The following is an 18,594-nucleotide window of genomic DNA, read 5'->3' as shown; positions in this document are numbered from 1 at the left end:
ACAATCTCCGAACCCACGCACGAGGGCCGGATGATCGCACCCGGGAAGGCCCCACGCAAGAGGGCCAGCGCACTCCGTCGCGTTCCTAGAGTGATGTAGTGACGAGCGCCGCGAACCCCACCCCTGAGTGCACCGTCTTCTTCCTTCCGGGACTGGGGTTGGATGCCGGCTCTGCCGACGCGGTCGCAGCGGCGGCAGACCCGCGCCTGCGCGTCGTCGGCATCGACCTGCTCGACCGCGGACGCGCGGCGTCGCTCGACGACCTCGCCGACACCGCCCTCGAGCGGATCGCCGCCGAGGCCGACGGCGGCCCTTTCCTCGTCTGCGGCCACAGCCTCGGCGGCAAGGTCGCCGCGCGGGTCATGGCGCGCCTCCTGGCCGGTACCGAGCCGGTGTTCGGGCTCGCGGGCGCCGTGCTGCTCGCCCCCTCTCCCCCGACGCCCGAGCCCATGCCCGACGACAAGCGCGCCGAGATGCTCGCGACCGCACAGGGCGAGCACCTGTCGCGAGAGGATGCCGAGGCGTTCATCGCCTCGAACGTCGCCGCCCCGCTCTCCGATGCGCTGCACGAAGCCGCGGTCGACGCCGTCGTGCGACAGCCGGCATCCGCGTGGCGTGACTGGCTGACTGCGGGCAGCCGCGAAGACGCGAGCGCGCTGGTGGGCACGCTCGACCTGCCGGTCGTGGTCCTCGCCGGCGATGACGACGACGCGCTCGGCGCCGACGCGCAGCCCGAACTCGTCTCGAAGACCTACCCCCGAGCCCGGGTCGAGCGGATGCCGGGTGTCGGCCATCTGCTCCCCTACGAGGCGCCCGAGCGGGTCGCCGCAGTGCTCGCCGAGACGTGGGATGCGATCCGCGAGGGCGCTCCGATCGTCCCGGCGGAGTGGGGGCGCGTGCTCGCGTCGACGCGGGTCGACGTCGCGGTGCGCCGCGCGCTCGCGAACCGCGCACTGGCCGATGACCGCACCCGTGCACCGCGGGCGCTGACTCCGGCGCAGGTACAGACCCTCCGCGCACTGAGCGCACTGCTCGTACCGCAGGGCGACGGCGGCACCATCGACCTCGCGCTGCGTGTCGACGCGCTGCTCGCCGCGGGCTCGGGCGACGGCTGGCGCACGGCCGGCGTTCCGTCGGACCGCGTGGCCTACGGCCTCGGGCTCGACACGGTCGCCTCGCTCTGGCCGCGGGACGTGCAGGACCAGAAGGACGCCATCGTGAGCCTCATGACCGACGGGGTGATCGCGTACGGGATGACGGCCGACGCCTTCCGCTCCTGGTTCGAAGACGCGCGCAACGACCTGCTGCGGGTGTGGCTGTCGCATCCGGCGTCGCTCGCGCGAATCGGCTTCGACGGGTTCGCGATCGGCGGCACGGGTGCGGAGCCGGCGGGGTGGGCGACCATCGCACCCGGCCAGCGCGAGCCGTGGGAGCCAGCGGAACTCGGCGAATCGATCGATGACACGAAGGAGGATGCCGCGTGAGCGCTGACCAGCGCCGGGTGACGGACCACCCCGGCATGCGCCGCTTCGCCGACGACGACGTGGTCGATGTCGTCGTCGTGGGAACGGGCGCCGGCGGCGCTCCTCTCCTCTCGCGTCTCGCGGAGGCGGGCCTGCGGGTCGTGGCACTCGAGGCGGGTCCGGACTTCGCACCGAGCGAGTTCACCCCCGACGAGCTCGAGTCGACGAAGATCAACTGGATGTCGGAGCGGTTGAGCGGCGGCGACGACCGCACGGCGTTCGGGCCGAACAACAGCGGGTTCGGCGTCGGCGGCAGCACGCTGCACTGGGGCGCGTTCACCCCCCGTCCCGACCCACGCGATGTGCGCCTGCGCTCCGACACCGGTGAGGGCCGGGACTGGCCGATCGATCACGCCGAACTCATCCGCTACATCGAACGGGTCGAGTCCGACATCGGCGTGAGTGGTCCGGCGCACTACCCGTGGGACCCGTCCCGGCAGTACGCCTACCCGCCTGTGCGGCGCAACGGGTCGTCCGACGCGATGATGCGCGGGTGCGAGGCTCTCGGCATCACGGCGACCGACGGCCCCGCCGCGATCCTCACTCGCGATCGCGATCAGCCGCACCACGGGCTGCGCGCGGGAACGCTCGACAACGGCGACATCCACCAGGGAGACCGATTCGGCGCCAAGGCGACGACCGCGAACACGTACCTCCCCGCCGCCGTGGCCGCGGGAGCCGAGGTGCGTCCCGACTCCTTCGTGCATGGGATCGAACGGGATGCCGCGGGTCGCGTCACCGCCGTGGTCTACCGCTCCGGCGGGGTCGACAGGCGCCAGCGGTGCGCGACGCTCGTGCTCGCTGCCGGCGGCGTCGAGACCCCTCGCCTGCTGCTCCACACCGGCGTCGGCAACGCGAACGGCGTCGTCGGACGGGGCTTCATGGCGCACGGAGCGGTGCAGGTGTGGGGCCGGTTCGACGAGCCGATCCGCGGCTACCGCGGGTACCCGTCGTCGATCATCAGCGAAGACTTCCTCCGTCCCGCCGACGCGGACTTCGCCGGCGGTTACCTCCTGCAGAGCCTCGGGGTCATGCCCCTGAACTTTGGCGTGCAGCTGATCCGCGCCGCGAACCTCTGGGGCGACGACCTCATGTCGGCCCTGGACGACTACCCGTTCAGCGCAGGCATCGGCATGAACGGGGAGTGCCTGCCGTACGAGAACAACGCGTTGGTCCTCTCGCGGGAGATCGCCGACGATGGGATGCCGCGGGCCGAGATCTCCTTCTCGAAGGGCGCGAATGAGCGAGCCATCGACGCGCACGGCATCGACGTGATGGAGCGCATCCTCACGGCGGCCGGTGCGCGCTCCACGCGGGTGATGCAGCGCACCGCGCACACGCTCGGCACCTGCCGGATGGGTGACGACCCCGACGACGCTGTGGTGGATGCCGACGGTCGCTCGCACGAGATCGATAACCTCTGGATCTGCGACAACTCGACCTTCCCGAGCTCGTTGCCCGCCAACCCTGCTCTCACGCAGATGGCACTCGGGCTCCGGACGGCAGATCGGATGCTCGCCACCCGCTGACCCGCGACTTCGGAAACGCCACTCCCCCCAGCGTGGGCTGCTCCGCTACGGTGGGCGCAGGTTCTCGTCAACGGCGCCGAATGAGGGACCTCGGCGTTCCGGCGCCGCCGTTGTGGGAGGAACCCGATGTTCGCACGCTCGTCGCACCGCCGTTCACGCAAGCGCTCCGCTCCCCGAGCACCCGGCATCCCCTGGTGGGTCTACGTTCTGGTGGTGCTGATCGCGGTGGGGGCCGCAGCACTCGTCATCGCGGCGCTGCTCGAGTACTGAGTTCAGTCGCGGCGTGACGCACGGGTTGCCCGACGCCCCCACCAGGCAGGCTGCGGCGGGTCGGAAACCGTCGCCACCGGCCCTTCCCGGTCTGCGGTCAGCGGTACCGGAACTTCGAGGACGACCGTGTCGTCGCGTTGGAAGATGCGGGCGCCCGACCCGAGCGCGCTGACACCACGTCGCTCGGGGGTCGCGATCGGAGCACTATCGAGGGTGCCGATCGACCAGGTGCGCACGAGCAGCGCTTCGCCTTCGACCCCGACCGACAGCCACACCGACTTCGCGTCGGAGTGTTTCACCGCGTTGACGAAGCCTTCGTTCACCACGGTCGCAACGCTCCTCGAGAGCGCAGGATCGATGAGCGCGTCGGCGGCGCTGGCCGAGATCTCGCTCGACACGTCGAGGACGGCGCTCCAGGTCGCGACGAGTTCGGCGAGGTCTTCGTGCGCCGACTGTAGGACCCCTTCTGCTGCGGCGGCGTTCGTCTCGACGATGAAGGCGAGGATCGAATCGTAGGCGGCATCCGTCTCTCGTCGGAAGGTGAGGATGTCGTCGGGCGTGATCTCCCGCTCGTCGGCCGCGGCCGCGAGCAGTACGCATCGGCCCTGCACCCGACCGTGCAGCACATGCGCGGCGTGCCGTAACGGGCGGCGCGCGTGCGCGGTCTTGGCGGTGAGGGTGCGGGCAACCATCCCGAGCACGACTTCGAGCCGACGCGCGGTATCGGACGCTCGGGCCACGGCGTCCGTGCAGGCGGCCAGCGCAACGGCGACGAGCGGCAGCGAGGCGAGGGGCACGATGCGGGCGGGGTCGTCGTGCGGCACCAGCACGTAGGCGAGAACGGACATGAGGATGCCGGCGGCCACCCACACTGCCACCAGCACTCCGCCGCGCTGCGCGGCGCTCTTCTTGTGACCGAAGAAGCGGACCGCGACGTCGGCGGCGAGGGTGAGCGGCATGCCGACGAGGATGGCCGCGATCGCGGCGGGCAGACCGGCGACGTGGTGGGCGTAGGGCACGGCCCCGAGCATGAAGACGAAGCCGGTGAGCAGGTGGGGTGCGGGCCGGAGCATGGCGAATGCGGTTCGGGGTGCCGGGGGTTCGGGAGCATCGCCGGAGTCGGTGGGGACGACACGAAGATCGAGGTCCGCGCGCTCCTCGAGGCGGTGGCTGGCTGCGCGGACCCGCTCGGAGTACTCGCGGACGGCGTCGAAGTCGATGGTGCCGGCGAGCATCGCGTCGCGTTCACGCCGGAGTCGCGAGATGAGGGGGCCGAGGGAGCCGCGATTCTCGGCGTCGAAGCGAGCGAGGCGACGGCTGCCGGCGGCGAGCGCGGCGGTCGCATCGACCAGCCGCGCACGGGTTCCGCGGGTGAGTTCGATGGATCGCACCGTCATCGCGATGATCGAGAGCCCCGCGACCCAGACCACGAGGTTCGAGCTCACTCGGGCGTAGAGGCCGGAGAAGTCGGGCGCGCTCTGATAGATCAGCACGTACACGCCTTCGTTGACGAACGGACGGGCAACGCCTGCGACGGCGACGGCCGTCAGCACGAGAAGTCCACGAAGCCGCCGCCGACGCATGGTGCGTTCGGCAATCGCCACGGGCACGAGAGCAGCTGCGAGCACGGCCCACCCGAGCGCGCCGATGGCGACGACCTGTGAGTAGTCGGCGGGGCCGGTGAAGTGCTGGAACGGAGCAAGGACGGTGATCGAGACGATCAGCGTGAACCAGAGCGAGGGCTGCGTGAAGAAGGAACCACTGGTGACGGCGTCCCACCACACGTGAGCGCCGAGACGAGCCCGCCGACGAGCGGCGAGTACGGGAACCCGCCGGGCCATTCCTTGTCTTTCCCCAGAGAGGGCCTGCCTGGCCCGGTCGACAGTGTAGCGGCGCGTGGGTCTCCCCGGGGAACGCCGAACCCGCCTGCGTGAGGTCGGCGGCAGTCCGGTCCTTGTGACCGTCGGCTTCGAGGCTTTCGTCGTGGGTATCGGACCGTGGTGAGTCAGGCCTGGTTAGATCACGCGGTCGTTGCCGCCGTCGACGCTGAGGTGCGCCCCGGTGGTGACGGGCAACATCACGCAGAACACCCCGACCGCCTCCGCGACCAAGGAGCTCGTGACTTCAGCGCCGAGCAGATTGCGCGTGCGGTACTCCGCGACGGACATGCCGTACTCCGCGGCCCGCTGTGCGAGCAGCTCGGGCGTCCAGATACTCGTATCGAAAACGGCATCAGGCTCGACCTGATTGACCCGGATGCCGTCTTGCGCCCACTCGAGCGCCAGCACGCGAGCGAGTTGAGCTGCGGCGGCTTTGCTCGCGGAATACGCAGCGACGCCAGGACCGGGCGCCGCCACGTTCTTCGTCGAGACGAGCACCAGCCGCCCCCCTCGTGGTGACCGCGCCAACAGCGGATGGGCAGCCCGCGCGAGACGGGCCACAGCGGTGACATTGACCCGCATGGCGCGGTCCCATTCGTCGTCTCGCAGGTTCGCGACCGGGGCACTCGCCGGGAAGATCCCCGCGGCGGGTACGACCATGTCGAGGCCGCCGAAGTCTCGAGCGGCCGTGTCGATGGCAGCGTCAATGACGGACGGGTCGCTTACGTCGCCGACGACCCCCCGCCAGGCCTCGCCGTCGAAGGCGTCCGCCACCCCAGAACTCAGGTCGACACCGACAACAGCGGCCCCGCTCCGCAGCAGATGGTCCGCGACGGCGCGGCCGATGCCGGACGCGGCGCCGGTGACGAGTGCGACCTCGCCTGTGAGCGGCGAGCGCTTCTTGCCGGCGAGCTTGGCCTGCTCGAGCGACCAGTACTCGATGTCGAAGGTGAGCTCCTCACTCAGTGACTGGTATCCACCCATCCGATCGGCGGCGTCGATGACGTCGAAGGTGTGCAGCGCCACGTCGTGAACGACACGCAGGTCTCGTACGGTCTCCCCGGTGACGAGCAGCCCTAGATCAGGATCGAGGACGACACGGGGCGCGGGATCCAGCTCTGTCATCACGTCGATGCGGTCCCGGTGGCGCTCGACGTATTCGTGATACCGGGTCGCGAACTCTTCGACATCGCGACCCAGCATCGGTGACCGCTTGGTGTAGAGGACGTGTTCCGGGGTCGCGGTTCCGCGTCTGGTAGCCCTGTCGAGCCCTGGCCGCGCGGCGACCTCCGCGCCTCGCGAACTGGTGGACTGGCGCATCAGCATCGGCCGCCCGGCAGCAGCCGACACCGCACGACGGAGCTCGGCCAGTTCCTCGACATCGCCCTTGCGATCGGAGGTGCCCCCGGGGTCACCCCACTGCGTCACACCGGTTGCCGAGGCCGCACGGGCGACGAGCTCGCGATGGCGGCCCAGGGCGGCATCCGGATCGTCTGCGAAGGTGAACAGCCCGTGGTTGCGGAGGACCACCGCGTCGACGGTCGAGACGTCCGTGGACGCGATCCGTCTCGCGAGCGGGAACCCCGGCATCACGTACGGGAGCACGAGCACACCGTCGCCCAGGACCTCGGCGATCTCGCTGTCATCGACATCCCGATTGGTCAGCGCGACGATGGCATCGGCGTGCGAGTGCAGCACCGCTTTTCCGGGCAGGTAGGCGTGCAGCAGCGCTTCGATCGAGGCCGTAGGGGCGGATGCATCGAGCGAGGCCTGCCGAAGCTCGTTCACCATCGTCATGTCGTCGAGCTCATCGAGCTGTAGCAGCTCGGCCAGCCGGGAACGGCGGAGCGGCGCGAAGCCCGCGGCCTCGATAGTGCCGAGGTCCCACCCGCTTCCCTTGACGAGGACGAGGTCGACGTCGGCGCCGGTGACATCGCGCCCGACGGTCTTGATCGAGGTGTTGCCGCCGCCGTGGAGCACGAACGAGGTATCCGCACCGAGCTTGCGGCTCACGCGGACGATGGCGTCCAGGTCGCGACGGTGGCCGTCCGAGATCACGCTCACGCGGAGACCTCCCACACGGATCCCATGGCCGACAGCACTCGGTCGAATCGAGCGGCCTGATCCCGATAGGCGTCGCGTGCCGTGCCTGGCGACACCACCAGCGCCGGATCGGGTGCGACCTGCCACGGTGATGTGTCCATGCCGACTCCCCGAGCGGCGAGCGACGCGACGCCACGGGCGCCGAGCTCGGTGCCCAACTGCCGCCGCATCGGATGATCGAGGATGTCTGCGAACATCTGCGCCCACTGGGCATTCTTCGCGCCCCCGCCCGCCAGCGTCCAAGGTCCATCCGTGAGGCCGGCGCCGCACGCACTGACCTTCTCGATCTGCACTCGGTGGTACTGCGTGATGCCCTCGGCGACCGCACGGGCCACGTGCGCGAACGTGTGGCTTCCCTTGATTCCGAGGAACGTGCCCGAGGCACCCAGGTGCTCAGGGGCGCCGTGGATGAACGGCAGGAAGATCAGTCCGTCAGCCAGGGGCGGAGCGTCGGGGCATGCCTCTAGGAGATCCCGTGGGGTGACCGGAAGCGTTGCACGCGAGCCGAGGATGCTCGAGGCCCATTCGATGCTCGCCGCCGAGGTCGGCGCGACCTCCATCGCAAGCATGAGTTCGCTGTCGGGCAGGAGCGCGTTGATGGTCACGCGAGGCGGAACGGTGTCGGCCGGCACGACGACGCTGTTGATGGCCCACGTTCCGACGATGACCGTGACATCGCCCTTTCGAGCCGAGCCCGCGCCCAGCGGACTTGCGACGCAGTCCATGCAGCCTGCGACGACAGGGACACCTTCCGGCAGTCCCGTCGCCGAGGACGCCTCGGCCGTGACGGCGCCGACGACGGCATCAGAGGATCGCAGCGCCGGGAACATGCGGAGGATGCCGCGAGGCAGACCCAGCATCTCGACGGCGGCCGACTCGTATCGGCGCGACCGCAGGTTCACGAGTCCGCAGCCGGATGCATCCGAGAGGTCCGCGCTCGGCGCTCCGGTGAGGCACAGTGTCAGCCAGTCCTTGCAGGTCAGGGCCCATCGTGCCCGCGCCAGTGTCTCCGGCTCGTTGTCCTGCAGCCAGCGAAGCAGGACCGCAGGCTGCGCCGCCCAAGGGATCGACCCTGTCAGCAGACGCACGCGCTCGACCTCGGCCGACGGAAGCGCGGCAACGATCTGCTCCGCCCTGCTGTCGGTCGACGCGATGGCTGACCGCACGGGCCTCAGGTGCTCGTCGACGAGATAGAGCCCGTTGCCGTGACCTGTCGCCCCGATACTGCTGACGTGCCACCCCTCGCGCTGCAGATGCTCGGTGAGATCCCGCAGGACGTCGGCGACGACGCTCCAGAGCGCGTCCATGTCGATCTCCTGACGCTCTCGCGACACCGCGACGCGGGGGTTGGGCGACGAGACCGTCCTGATCTCGTTCCCGTGCTGGTCGAATGCGGCCGCCTTGGCCGAAGTGAGACCGACGTCGATGCCGATCACGCAGCTTTTCATCTTGCTCGTTCTCCCGGGTTCAGAGCGTTCCGGCGGGGACCTGGTCTGCGGCTTCGTCGCCTCGCAGGGCCCGCGGCATGAAACGCCGAGCTGCTTCACGGTAGCGCGCCACCTCAGCATCGGCGTGCGCCTCGCTCCACCCCGCGTATGCCACCAGCACTGCGGCGGCGGCGGACGAAGCCGCGAGCCCCACGTCGCTGCCGAAGGCGATGACGGTGCGTCGCACCAGGACGTCCTCCAGGGTGAACGCGCCCTCCTCTCGGACGGCGTAGAGCACTTCGGCTGCGATCGCACCGGTCTCAGGGTCGATGACCTCTGCGAGCGCAGGGTCGGATGCCGCAAGTTCCGCGATGGGACGGGCCAGCGTCCCGTACACCGATGCGAGCCTCGTCGCCACGGCCGCCGGGAGGTGGCTGCGATCGGTGAAAGCTTTCGTGAACGCCGTGATCTCTGCCGCCGGCGCCCCGGGGAAACGCGAGGTCCGGGTGGGCGACGGCTGATGCGGCAGACCCAAGGCGTCCTCGACCTTTCGGAGAGTCTGCTCGCCGAGCGCGCGGTGCGTCGTGTACTTACCGCCGATGATGGTGAGCAGCCCGCGCTCGTCGCCCGTGTGCTCGATGATGTCGCTGTCACGTGAGACGGAGGACGGGTCGGTGAGGTCGGCGACGTAAGGCAGGGGCCTCACGCCGGAGTAGGACCAGAGGACGTCGTCCGGCTTCAGGGACGCGTCGGGGATGATCGTGTTCGCCGAGCGGAGCAGGTAATCCACCTCGGCCTCATCGATGGCGATCTCGTCGATGGAGCCGTCGTAGGGGAGGTCGGTGGTTCCGATCATGAAGCGGCCGTCCCACCAGGGCAGCACGAACATCGGGCGCCCGTCTTCGGGCGAGTCGAAGAAGATGCAGGTGTCGGGAGCTCCGGGGAAGGCCTCGACGACGAGATGGCTGCCTTTCGTCGGCCCGATCTTCCGAGGGTGGTCGCCCGCCAGATCGAGGACGGCATCCACCCAGGGCCCGGCCGAGTTGATGACGAGGGGTGCCCGGAGCTCGCGGGTCTCGCGTGAGAGCCGGTCGCGGTAGGTCACGCCGACGACCCGCCTCGCATCTCGAAGGAGGCCCGTCACGGGCGTGTGCGTGAGGATCGTGGCGCCGCGGGCACTCGCGTCGATGGCGATCTCGACCGCGAACCGCTCTGTCACAGGCACGTGCGCGTCCTGGAACAGTCCGCCCCATTTGACGCCGGCCTTCGCGACCGAGGGCCATTCCCGCTTGAGACGGCCCGAGAACACGATCCGGTTCAGGGGCAGCTTCTTGCCGAGGGCGAGGACGTCATGGACGATGAGCCCGCACGACATCAGCCAACCAGGGGTCTTGTTCCACTTCGCGAACGGGATCAGCATCGGGTACGGCCGCACCAGGTGCGGCGCACTCTGCAGCAGGATGTCGCGTTCTCGGATCGACTCGAGCACGAGAGGGATCTCGAACCGCGGAAGGTACTTGAGCCCGCCGTGGATGAGACGCGTCGAGATCGCCGAGGTGCGGGCCGCAATGTCGTCCTGATCGATCATCACGACGTCGAGCCCTCGGGCGGCGAGCTCCCGCGTGATCGCCAGACCGTTGATGCCGGCGCCGATCACGACGACGTCGGCGTTCGACGGAGTGCTGTGGGTGTGCAGAGTGGGCATGGGTGTCCTCACCGGGCGCGTGTGCCCGAGCAGGGATGCGGGCGCCGCGTCGGCGCCCGCATCGGGTTCAGTGCGACAGGGTCTGGAAGAGGTCGAACGCGTCGGACGAGGTGAGTCCGTCGTGCACGACCCCGCGGACGGCGGCAAGCATGGCGGCGGGGTGCTCGGACTGGAAGACGTTCCGCCCCATGTCCACGCCCGCGGCGCCCTCCTGGATCGCCTGGTAGGCCACGCGGAGCGCCTCGCGCTCTTCGACCTTCTTGCCGCCGGCGATGACGATCGGAACGGGGCAGGCGCTTGTGATCGTCTCGAAGCCGTCCTCGACGTAGTACGTCTTGACGAACGCGGCTCCCAGCTCTGCGCTGATGCGGGTGGCGAGGCGGAAGTAGCGGGCGTCGCGCACCATGTCTCGCCCGACCGCCGTTACTGCCAGGACCGGGATCCCCGCACCCTGACCCTGGTCGACGAGCGTGGTCAGGTTCTTGATCGACTTGGTCTCGTTCTCACCGCCGACGAACACCTGGACGGCGAGGGCCGCGGCATCCAGCCGCACGGCGTCGTCGATGGACACCGCGAGCTCTTCATCCGAGAGCTCCTTCAGGATGCTGGGGCCGCCCGAGGCTCGCAGGACGATGCCCTTGCCGTTCTCGGGCGGGATGGTGGTGCGCAGCGCGCCGCGGGTGCACATCAGGGCGTCCGCCTGTGGAACCAGCGGCAGGATCGACCGGTCGAGTCGCTCCAGGCCCGACGTCGGGCCCTGGAAGTAGCCGTGGTCGAAAGCGAGCATGACGGTCTTGCCGTCTGCCGGGTCGAACACGCGCGACAGGCGCGCGCGCAGGCCCCAGTCCTGGCCGGCCTGGCCCTTGAGGTGGAATCCGCCTGCAGGTGCGGCGCTTCCGCCGAAGTCGGTGCCGTCGCGGAGGTCGTCGAGGTCAGCCATTGATGGGCTCCTTCTGTGAGGGGGTGGAGGGGGTCGTTGTCCGGCTGCGCATGCTGTCCCGCAACCGTCGGATGCTCGAGCGGCCGGTTCCCGTCGCCGCCGATGCGACGATCACGACGAGGACGACGAGCACGCCTTTGAGGACGTTCTGCGCCCCGACCGACCAGCCGACGAGGTTCAGCAGGCCGGACAGCAGCACGAAGAAGAGGGCGCCTGTCCATGCGCCCGCGGGTACGGGGCGGCCGCCCGAGATGAGGGTGCCGCCGATGACCACCACGGCGATGGAGTCGAGCATGTAGCTGGTCCCGAGAACCGTACTCGGCGAGATGTACGCCGCGAGCAGGCCGCCGACGAGGCCCGCGAACCCGGCGCTGATGAGGTAGGCGGTTGCGGTGACGAGCGCGACCTTGATGCCTGCGCGCTCCGCGGCGCGTGCGCTCTGGCCGACCGCGATGATCGACAGTCCGAGCTGCGTGTGCCGAAGGACGAACCAGGTCAGCACGGTGACGGCCGCGACGATGATCGCAATGATCGGGATGCCGACGACCTTGGCATTGACGAAGGCGCGCAGCACCGGGTCGGCACCGCCGCGGGCCGCATCGGCGAGCAGCAGCGTCGCGCTCGTGACGATGAGGCTGGTCGCGAGGGTCGCGATGATGGGCGGCACGCGGAGCACCAGGATCGCGGCGACCGACACGGCTCCCGCCAGGGCGCCGGCGACGACGGCGGCGAGCAGTCCGACGGCCGGGCCGTGCGTCGCACCGATCGCGACGGACACGTACGAGGTCATCGAGATGACCGTTCCCACTGAGACGTCGATGTTGCCGGGCCCCAAGGTGATGACGAGCATCTGGCCGAGGGCGACCAGCACCAGGAAGGGCGCGAGCGAGAGTGCCTGCGTGATCGGGTCGAACGGCGACCCGGGTCGGACGGCGATGATGACGGCCCAGACAGCGAGAACGCCGATCAGGGACCAGCCCCACGCCGGCCAGCTGAACCGCCGGGATGCGGGAGCCGTGGGGAGGGTGCGGGTGTCGACTGCGGTCATCGGACGAACCTCTCGGTGATGATGCGACCAGCCAGCACCGCGATGACGATGAGGCCTTGCGCCGCCGACTGCAGGGCGGACGGGAGATTGATGAGGCTCAGCAGCACGGTGATGAGCCCGAGGGTGACGGCGCCGAGCGTCGTCCCGATGGGCAGGGCGCGTCCGCCCGAGAACGTGCCGCCCCCGAGGATGACCGCGGCGATGGTCATGAGGGTGTACTCGCTCGCGGCGTTCACATCGCCCGACCATGTCTGCGAGGCGAGCATGAGACCGGCCGCGACCATGAGGACGGCGGCGAGTGCGTAAGCCGTGATGCGGGTGCGCGTCAGCGAGACACCGGCCTTTTCGAGCGTCGCGGCCTGCGACCCGAGCGCCCGCATCTGCGCGCCCACGCGAGCGCGGCGGGTGATGTACCAGCCGGCCAGCGTCGCCAGGACGATGAAGATGACCGGCGCGGGGAACCACGTCGGACGCCAGGTCGAGATGACCGACAGCCAGTCGGGCGTCTGACCGCCCGGCGTCGGGCGGATCTGCAGGCCGATGCCGAGCCAGACGAATGACATACCGAGGGTCACGATGATCGACGGCACCCCGCGACGCTGGACGACCAGGGCGAGTAGACCGTAGACGACGACGATGCCGACGATCGCAGCGACGGCGAGCAGCGGAGCGTCGATGAACAGCGTCGCGGCGATGACGGTGATGAGGCCCACGAGATAGCCGACGCTGAGGTCGATGTCGCCGACACTCATGATGATCATCTGCGCCTGCGCCGCGAGCACCAGAGGCACCGACGACATCAGCATGAGGGTGAGTCCGGGGATGCTCAGGATGCCGGGCTGCAGGCTCGCGGTGATCGCGAAGATGACGGCAAGGGTGAGCAGCGCGAGCAGCGCGGGCGAGCCGTTGATCGCACTCCCCCGCAGCCGGGTGGTTGTCGTCGGGAACGAGGCGGACCGTTGTCCTGCCGGTGCCGTGGTCATCGCGCGATCTCCTCGATGCGTTCGTCGGTGCCGAACGAGTCGGCGATGATGCGGTCCTCGGTGATCTCGTCGCCGCGCAGCTCGCTGACGATGCGGCCGGATCGGAACACGTAGACGCGGTCGCAGTGGGCCATCTCGCCGTTCTCGGTCGAGTACCAGATGACTGATCGTCCGCGAGCGGCCTCGACGCGCATGAGGGCGTAGAGCTCGTTCTTCGTCGTCACGTCGACGCCCCGGAACGGGTCGTCGAGCAGAACGAGGACGGCGTCCGTTGCGAACGCTCGGGCGACCAGGACCTTCTGTTGATTGCCGCCGGACAGGGCGGTGATGGGCGAGCGCGCACCGCCCTTGATGTTCAGGCGCTGCACCCACTCCCCCGCGAGCGCACTCTTGCGACCGGATCGCACGACACCCGCGGTGGAGAGCTGTCGGGTGGATGCCACGGTGAGGTTCTCCGCGACGGTCCACAGCGGGAAGATCCCGCTCGTCTGCCGGTCGCCGGGCACGTAGGCGCGTCGCTTGGCCACCGTCGCGCCCCGGCTGTTCGACCACAGCCGTCGCAGCGCGACATCCTGTCCGTGGCCGGCCAGGCCCGCGAGGCCGACGACCTCGCCGGGGCGGACGTGCAGCTCGACGCCCAGATCGTCGAGTCGGGCGAGTGTGCCTTCGGCGCGCACGTCGGGTCGGGGTGCGCTCGTCACCCGGCGGACCGTGCTGGTGTCGGCGTGGACGTCGCCGCCCATCGTCGCCAGCAGTGCGTCCTCGCTCGTCACTGCCGCGCCGGTCACCTCGACGATGCGACCGTCCTTCATGACGGCGATTCGGTCGGCGTTGGCGAGGACCTCCTGCATGCGGTGCGAGATGAGCACCATGCTCACGCCCCGTGCGGTCAGCGAGCGGAGGTGGGCGTAAAGCTGGCGGGTCGCGTCCACGCTCAGCGACTCGGTCGGCTCGTCCAGGATGAGCATCGACAGGCCGTCAGTACAGAGGGCGCGAGCGATCTCGAGCATCTGACGCTGCGCCATGCTGAGGTCGACGACCCGACGGACGATGTCGATGCCGTGCCCCGGAAAGATGTCGTCGAGCGTCTGTGCGACGCGGCGCTCGGCGGTACGCCGCCACCGCCAGCCTCGCGCCGCGGCATCCGACAGCGCGATGTTCTCGGCGACGGTGAGGTCCGGGCAGAGTGCGAGCTCCTGGTACACCATGCGCACGCCCGCGGCAGCGGCGGTGCGCTGATTCCACGGACCGGGGGCGCGCCACGCCACCGATCCGTGATCGGGGGCTTCGCGGCCTGCGAGCACGCGCATGAGCGTGCTCTTGCCTGCGCCGTTGTGGCCGACCAGTCCGAGGATCTCTCCCGCTCCGACGGTGATGTCGATGCCCGTCAACGCGGCGGTCTTGCCGTATCGCTTCGACACGTCGGTAGCGGTCAGCAGCGGCGGCGTGACGGCGCTGTGTCCGGGCGTGTTCATCGCAGAGGTCATGGGAGTGTTCCTTCGAACCGGTCGGCCGGACGGATTACTTCTTGAGCGCGGGTGCTTCGACGGGCTCGCCCGCGGCGATCGCCTCGAGAGCAGCCGTGATGGATGCCTCGTCCCACGCGTTGGCGGCGTACTCATCCGTGCCGAGCGCGTCGACCCAGTAGTCGAGGTCGGCCTGCGCGACCTGGACGAGCGGCAGCACGACCTCGTTCGGGACGTCGTCACGGCGCTCCTTGGCGAGAGCGACGTAGACGGCGGCCACGACCTGACCGGGGTCCGTCAGGGCGGCGAAGGAGCCGTTGTCGAGACCGCTCTCCTGCCAGAACTTCAACGACTTGCCATCGGTGTCGAAGACGACGACCGGCGCCTCGCGCCCTGCGGATTCGAATGCCTGCACGACACCCATACCGCCGATGCACCCGGGGACGGCCGCGATCTCGGGCAGGGAACCGAGGACGCCCACGATCTCCTTCTGCGCGGTCGCAGAGTCGCAGAAGCCGTTGACCTCGGCCGCGACCTTCACATCGGGGTAGTCCTTCAGGATCTCCATCTGACGGGCGTGGAACGCTTCTTCCGGCTGCGAGCCGACGACGCCGCGGTTGATGACGATGTCGCCCTTGCCGTCGATCGCGTCGAGGGCCGGCTGAATGGAGTCAGCGCCCCACTGCCCGTAGTCGTTGCGCACGACAGTGCCGCAGCTGGTGTCCATGTCGGCGTCGAGGATGATGACGTTGATGCCCGCGGTGCAGGCCTCTTCGATCACCGGCTTGAGAGCGCTGGACGAGGCGGGGATCACCATCAGCACGTCGGGGTTCTGCAGCATGAGGCTGCGGATCTGCGACGCCTGCTCCGTTGCACTGTTCTCGCCCGGGGCGTTGACGACGGAGTAGTCGGAGACGACGCCGTCCGACTTCAGCTTGTCGGCCTCGGTTTCGAACTTGTCGATCAGGGTGAGTCGCCACCCGTTCACGAACCCGTTCGACAGGGCGATCTTCAGCCCCTTGGGCTCGCCACCGGATGAGCCGGCGGGCTCGGCCGAGGCCGCACAGCCGGCGAGGATCACTGCTGCGGCTGCGGTGGCCGCTGCGGCGGTCAGGGCGCGCCGCATATTCGGGAACTTCATCTGTTGCCTCCACTGTTCGCGTCTTCGCGAGTCGGGCACTCGCTCGTTGAGTGCGCGGATCAGAACATGTCCTTACCAACCTGTCATTACAAGTTGGTAATGACTAAAGTAGGGACAGCGAACCCGCGATGTCAATTGCGAGGTTGATACGCTCGACGCCGAGCCGCAGGGCGAAGGAGTACAGATGCCGACACGTGCGACGAACAGCACGCTCGATCGCGATGCCGACGTACCGCTGTGGCAACAGCTCGCGCGCCGATTGCGAAGCGAGATCGAGGAGGGCGTTCTCCGACCTGATCAGGCACTGCCCTCGGAGTCCGAGCTGATCGACCGTTACGGGGTCTCACGCACCGTGGTCAGGGAGGCTCTGGGCGAGCTCGTCCGGAACGGACTCATCTACAAAGTGCGCGCGCGCGGATCCTTCGTGGCACCCCAACGGCCGGAACTGAAGTTCGTCGGCGCCGTCACCGGATCCTCCGACGACCTCGCTCCCACCGGCCGCACCATCTCGACCCGGGTCCTCGACTTCTCGACAGGCGAGGCAGACGCCCGTGAGGCGGACCACCTGAAGATCGGGGTCGGCGATCCTGTCGTCCGCCTGCGTCGACTCCGCAGCGTCGACGAGACGCCGTGGCTGCTCGTTCAGACGGTTCTGCCCGCCGAGCGCTTTCCGACCCTGTCGCCGACGCAGCTCGAGAACGCGTCGCTGTACGCGCTCCTCCGCCGCCGCTTCGGTGTCGAGCCGAGCGGCGCGGATCGCTGGATCAGCGCAGTGATCCCTGACCGCAAGGATGCCGAGTTGCTCGAGTTGGCGTCCGGAAAGCCGGTCCTGGCAATCGAGTCGGTGGCGTGGGATGCCGACGGCGTACCTTTCGAGCTGTACCACGCGCTCCATCGCAGCGAGGAGTCGCGCTTCTACGTCGGCATCCGCTGAGACGCGGTGCGGGACGAGCGCAACGCTTGTCAACCGCCCCATGCGTTCGCGACGACCCGACCTATCGTGGCGGGGTGGGAGAAGAAGTCGAGAAGCAAGAGATCACCGGTGCCGATCGCACCCTTCATCGCGAGAAGATCCGTCGGAACCTCGACGTCTTCGAACGGATGCTGGGCGAAGCCCGCTTCGACACGGATGACCCGATGACGGGCCTCGAACTCGAGCTGAACCTTGTGGATGCCGTCGGAGACCCCGCAATGCGGAACGAGCAGGTCCTGCAAGCAATCGCCGACCCCGCGTTCGTGACGGAGCTCGGTCGCTTCAACGTCGAGATCAACGTGCCGCCAGCGAAGCTCCGCGAGGGCGGTCTGACGGTGTTCGAGGACGGCCTTCGGCAGAAGCTCAACGATGCCGAGGAGCGGAGCGAGGATCTCGGCGCGCATCTGGTGATGATCGGCATCCTGCCCACCCTCGCGGAGCCGCACCTGAGCCGCAGCACGCTGAGCGACGACTCGCGGTACGACCTGCTGAACGAGCAGGTGCTCGACGCGCGCGGTGAGGACATCGCGATCTCGATCGCCGGTCGTGAGCGACTCGAGACGACGGCCGACTCGATCGTGCCCGAGGCGGCGTGCACGAGTACGCAGTTCCACGTGCAGACCTCGCCGGCGCAGTTCGCGTCGTATTGGAACGCGTCGCAGGCGATCGCGGGTGCGCAGCTCGCGGTCGCGGCGAACTCGCCGTACCTGCTGGGGCGGGAGCTGTGGCGCGAGTCGCGCATCCCGCTGTTCGAGCAGGCGACTGACACCCGCAGCGAGGAGCTGAAGGCGCAGGGCGTGCGTCCGCGGGTGTGGTTCGGCGAGCGCTGGATCACGTCGGTGTTCGATCTGTTCGAAGAGAACGTCCGCTACTTCCCGGCGCTGCTGCCGATCATCGACGACGAGGACCCGCTCGACGTGCTCGAGTCGGGTGGGGTGCCGTCGCTGGCGGAGCTGAAGCTGCACAACGGCACGGTGTATCGGTGGAACCGGCCGGTGTACGACGTCGCCGATGGCGTGCCGCACCTGCGCGTGGAGAACCGCATCCTCGCGGCCGGTCCGACGGTGGTCGACACGGTCGCGAACGCTGCTTTCTATTTCGGCCTGGTGCGTTCCCTGGCGGAGGATGAGCGCCCGGTGTGGTCGCGGATGCCGTTCGCGACAGCCCGAGAGAACTTTCAGTCGGCCGCGCGGGTGGGTATCGACGCACGGCTGTCGTGGCCAGGCATCGGTCAGGTGCCGGCGACGAAGCTGATCCTCGACACGCTTCTCCCCCTCGCCGCTAAGGGTCTCGACACGTGGGGCGTCTCCCCCGGAGAGCGTGACCGCTACCTCGGGATCATCGAGGGTCGCTGTGCGACCAAGACGAACGGTGCCGACTGGTTCGTCCGACGGATGCGGGCGCGCTCGGGGATGGAGCGGGCCGACGCTCTCCGTGCCACGTTGCTGGAGTACCGCGAGGCGATGCATACGAACGAGCCGGTGCATACCTGGAATTGACGCCGCGCCGCCGGACGCCCTAGCCGAACGTCCGGGGTTATGCGGATCCGCCTCGCCCGGCCGCCAGTGCAGCGGCGGGTGGGTCTCCCCGGGGAACGCCGAACGCC

General features: G+C 69.2%; 14 protein-coding genes. 5 read left to right on the top strand and 9 right to left on the bottom strand.

The genetic code is table 11. The features are described from left to right. Window positions 1-98 precede the first annotated feature (98 nt). The 3 genes from MO1_RS10280 (at window position 99) to MO1_RS14775 (ending at window position 3,322) form a co-directional block, all read left to right on the top strand. A complete protein-coding gene (locus MO1_RS10280; protein ID WP_060915981.1) occupies window positions 99-1,484 on the top strand; it encodes an alpha/beta fold hydrolase in 1,386 nt (461 codons plus the stop codon). After that, window positions 1,481-3,052, top strand: a complete 1,572-nt coding sequence (locus MO1_RS10275) for a GMC oxidoreductase (protein WP_036309912.1) — start codon at window positions 1,481-1,483, stop codon at window positions 3,050-3,052. The genes MO1_RS10280 and MO1_RS10275 overlap by 4 nt, the downstream gene beginning before the upstream one ends. Before the next feature lie 126 nt (window positions 3,053-3,178). Further along, entirely contained in the window at window positions 3,179-3,322 is a 144-nt protein-coding gene (locus MO1_RS14775) for a hypothetical protein (RefSeq protein WP_167542033.1), read from the top strand. 2 nt (window positions 3,323-3,324) lie between these two features. Here the strand turns inward: MO1_RS14775 and MO1_RS10270 are convergent, their stop codons facing one another. The 9 genes from MO1_RS10270 to MO1_RS10230 form a co-directional block, all read right to left on the bottom strand. Further along, window positions 3,325-5,163, bottom strand: a complete 1,839-nt coding sequence (locus MO1_RS10270) for a sensor histidine kinase (RefSeq protein ID WP_060915980.1) — start codon at window positions 5,161-5,163, stop codon at window positions 3,325-3,327. Between the two features lie 174 nt (window positions 5,164-5,337). Beyond that, entirely contained in the window at window positions 5,338-7,266 is a 1,929-nt protein-coding gene (locus MO1_RS10265) for an SDR family NAD(P)-dependent oxidoreductase (RefSeq protein ID WP_082724408.1), read from the bottom strand. Further along, window positions 7,263-8,741, bottom strand: a complete 1,479-nt coding sequence (locus MO1_RS10260) for an FGGY-family carbohydrate kinase (RefSeq protein WP_209436038.1) — start codon at window positions 8,739-8,741, stop codon at window positions 7,263-7,265. The genes MO1_RS10265 and MO1_RS10260 overlap by 4 nt, the downstream gene beginning before the upstream one ends. Window positions 8,742-8,772: 31 nt before the next feature. Continuing rightward, a complete protein-coding gene (locus tag MO1_RS10255; RefSeq protein WP_060915977.1) occupies window positions 8,773-10,437 on the bottom strand; it encodes a glycerol-3-phosphate dehydrogenase/oxidase in 1,665 nt (554 codons plus the stop codon). A gap of 67 nt (window positions 10,438-10,504) precedes the next feature. Then, complete coding sequence (lsrF, locus tag MO1_RS10250; RefSeq protein WP_060915976.1) at window positions 10,505-11,377, bottom strand: 3-hydroxy-5-phosphonooxypentane-2,4-dione thiolase; 873 nt, start codon at window positions 11,375-11,377, stop codon at window positions 10,505-10,507. Next, the gene (locus MO1_RS10245) at window positions 11,370-12,425 is read right to left on the bottom strand and encodes an ABC transporter permease (RefSeq protein ID WP_060915975.1); all 1,056 of its coding nucleotides are present in this window, start codon (window positions 12,423-12,425) and stop codon (window positions 11,370-11,372) included. Before MO1_RS10245 ends, lsrF begins: the two co-directional genes overlap by 8 nt. Next, window positions 12,422-13,408: an ABC transporter permease gene (locus MO1_RS10240; protein ID WP_082724404.1), complete on the bottom strand. Its 987-nt coding sequence runs from the start codon at window positions 13,406-13,408 to the stop codon at window positions 12,422-12,424. The genes MO1_RS10245 and MO1_RS10240 overlap by 4 nt, the downstream gene beginning before the upstream one ends. After that, the gene (locus MO1_RS10235; protein WP_060915974.1) at window positions 13,405-14,895 is read right to left on the bottom strand and encodes a sugar ABC transporter ATP-binding protein; all 1,491 of its coding nucleotides are present in this window, start codon (window positions 14,893-14,895) and stop codon (window positions 13,405-13,407) included. Before MO1_RS10235 ends, MO1_RS10240 begins: the two co-directional genes overlap by 4 nt. A gap of 34 nt (window positions 14,896-14,929) precedes the next feature. Further along, entirely contained in the window at window positions 14,930-16,015 is a 1,086-nt protein-coding gene (locus tag MO1_RS10230) for a substrate-binding domain-containing protein (protein ID WP_060915973.1), read from the bottom strand. A gap of 184 nt (window positions 16,016-16,199) precedes the next feature. Between MO1_RS10230 and MO1_RS10225 the strand changes: the two genes are divergently transcribed. Both MO1_RS10225 and MO1_RS10220 read left to right on the top strand, forming a co-directional pair. After that, window positions 16,200-16,949: a GntR family transcriptional regulator gene (locus tag MO1_RS10225; protein WP_060915972.1), complete on the top strand. Its 750-nt coding sequence runs from the start codon at window positions 16,200-16,202 to the stop codon at window positions 16,947-16,949. 74 nt (window positions 16,950-17,023) lie between these two features. Next, window positions 17,024-18,487: a glutamate-cysteine ligase family protein gene (locus tag MO1_RS10220; RefSeq protein ID WP_060915971.1), complete on the top strand. Its 1,464-nt coding sequence runs from the start codon at window positions 17,024-17,026 to the stop codon at window positions 18,485-18,487. Window positions 18,488-18,594: the final 107 nt, after the last annotated feature.

This window comes from Microbacterium oleivorans NBRC 103075, from assembly GCF_001552475.1.
Classification (GTDB): domain Bacteria; phylum Actinomycetota; class Actinomycetes; order Actinomycetales; family Microbacteriaceae; genus Microbacterium; species Microbacterium oleivorans.
The sequence above is the reverse complement of the archived record's forward strand: the minus strand, read 5'-3'. Positions and strand labels throughout refer to the sequence as shown.

What these genes read in the sequence shown, in the direction of transcription:
- MO1_RS10270 (WP_060915980.1), bottom strand. Translation starts at nt 5,163, where the DNA reads ATGGCCCGGCGGGTTCCCGTACTCGCCGCTCGTCGGCGGGCTCGTCTC.
- MO1_RS10225 (WP_060915972.1), top strand. Translation starts at nt 16,200, where the DNA reads ATGCCGACACGTGCGACGAACAGCACGCTCGATCGCGATGCCGACGTA.
- MO1_RS14775 (WP_167542033.1), top strand. Translation starts at nt 3,179, where the DNA reads ATGTTCGCACGCTCGTCGCACCGCCGTTCACGCAAGCGCTCCGCTCCC.
- MO1_RS10230 (WP_060915973.1), bottom strand. Translation starts at nt 16,015, where the DNA reads ATGAAGTTCCCGAATATGCGGCGCGCCCTGACCGCCGCAGCGGCCACC.
- MO1_RS10255 (WP_060915977.1), bottom strand. Translation starts at nt 10,437, where the DNA reads ATGCCCACTCTGCACACCCACAGCACTCCGTCGAACGCCGACGTCGTC.
- MO1_RS10240 (WP_082724404.1), bottom strand. Translation starts at nt 13,408, where the DNA reads ATGACCACGGCACCGGCAGGACAACGGTCCGCCTCGTTCCCGACGACA.
- lsrF (WP_060915976.1), bottom strand. Translation starts at nt 11,377, where the DNA reads ATGGCTGACCTCGACGACCTCCGCGACGGCACCGACTTCGGCGGAAGC.
- MO1_RS10235 (WP_060915974.1), bottom strand. Translation starts at nt 14,895, where the DNA reads ATGACCTCTGCGATGAACACGCCCGGACACAGCGCCGTCACGCCGCCG.
- MO1_RS10245 (WP_060915975.1), bottom strand. Translation starts at nt 12,425, where the DNA reads ATGACCGCAGTCGACACCCGCACCCTCCCCACGGCTCCCGCATCCCGG.